Annotated in this window: 1 protein-coding gene; it reads left to right on the plus strand. The window is 52.7% G+C overall.

The annotated features are described in order from the left end of the window. Positions 1-180 precede the first annotated feature (180 nt). Positions 181-421, plus strand: a 241-nt coding sequence (locus A3754_RS00510; RefSeq protein ID WP_063518555.1) for a hypothetical protein, incomplete at its 3' end; no start/stop codon positions are given.

Consider the following 421-nt stretch of genomic DNA (forward strand, 5'->3'; position numbering starts at 1 on the left):
CACGGCAAAGTTACATCGGCCAGTGGTGAGGTTGAGCAAAAGGTGAACGGGTAGCCATAAGCGACCCAGGGGCATCTGGCTCAAATATTGTGTACCACACAATGGCTTTACAGCGAGCCTTGAGATTGATGTATCAAGAAGGCCGCTGATCAAAGCATTGTCGTTCATTGAAGGAGAAGGATGATGAACACGATCTTTCGGTCAGCAGGGCAAGTTTCCGAGAAGGCACTGTCGCCTTTGAAGGCTCAGCCGCTGCTCTACAGAGCGTTGCAATTGGTATTTGCGCTGGCTGCGTATGCAGCAGGTATTTACCTGGTGAATATGGCGACCCCGGAAGCACGGATTCCGGTGATTCTGTTCGCCGTTTACTTCCTGCCTGCGGTGCTTCGCGCCTGGCTGCAATTGTATTGGCAGCTGCGTG

Source organism: Alcanivorax sp. HI0083 (assembly GCF_001635175.1).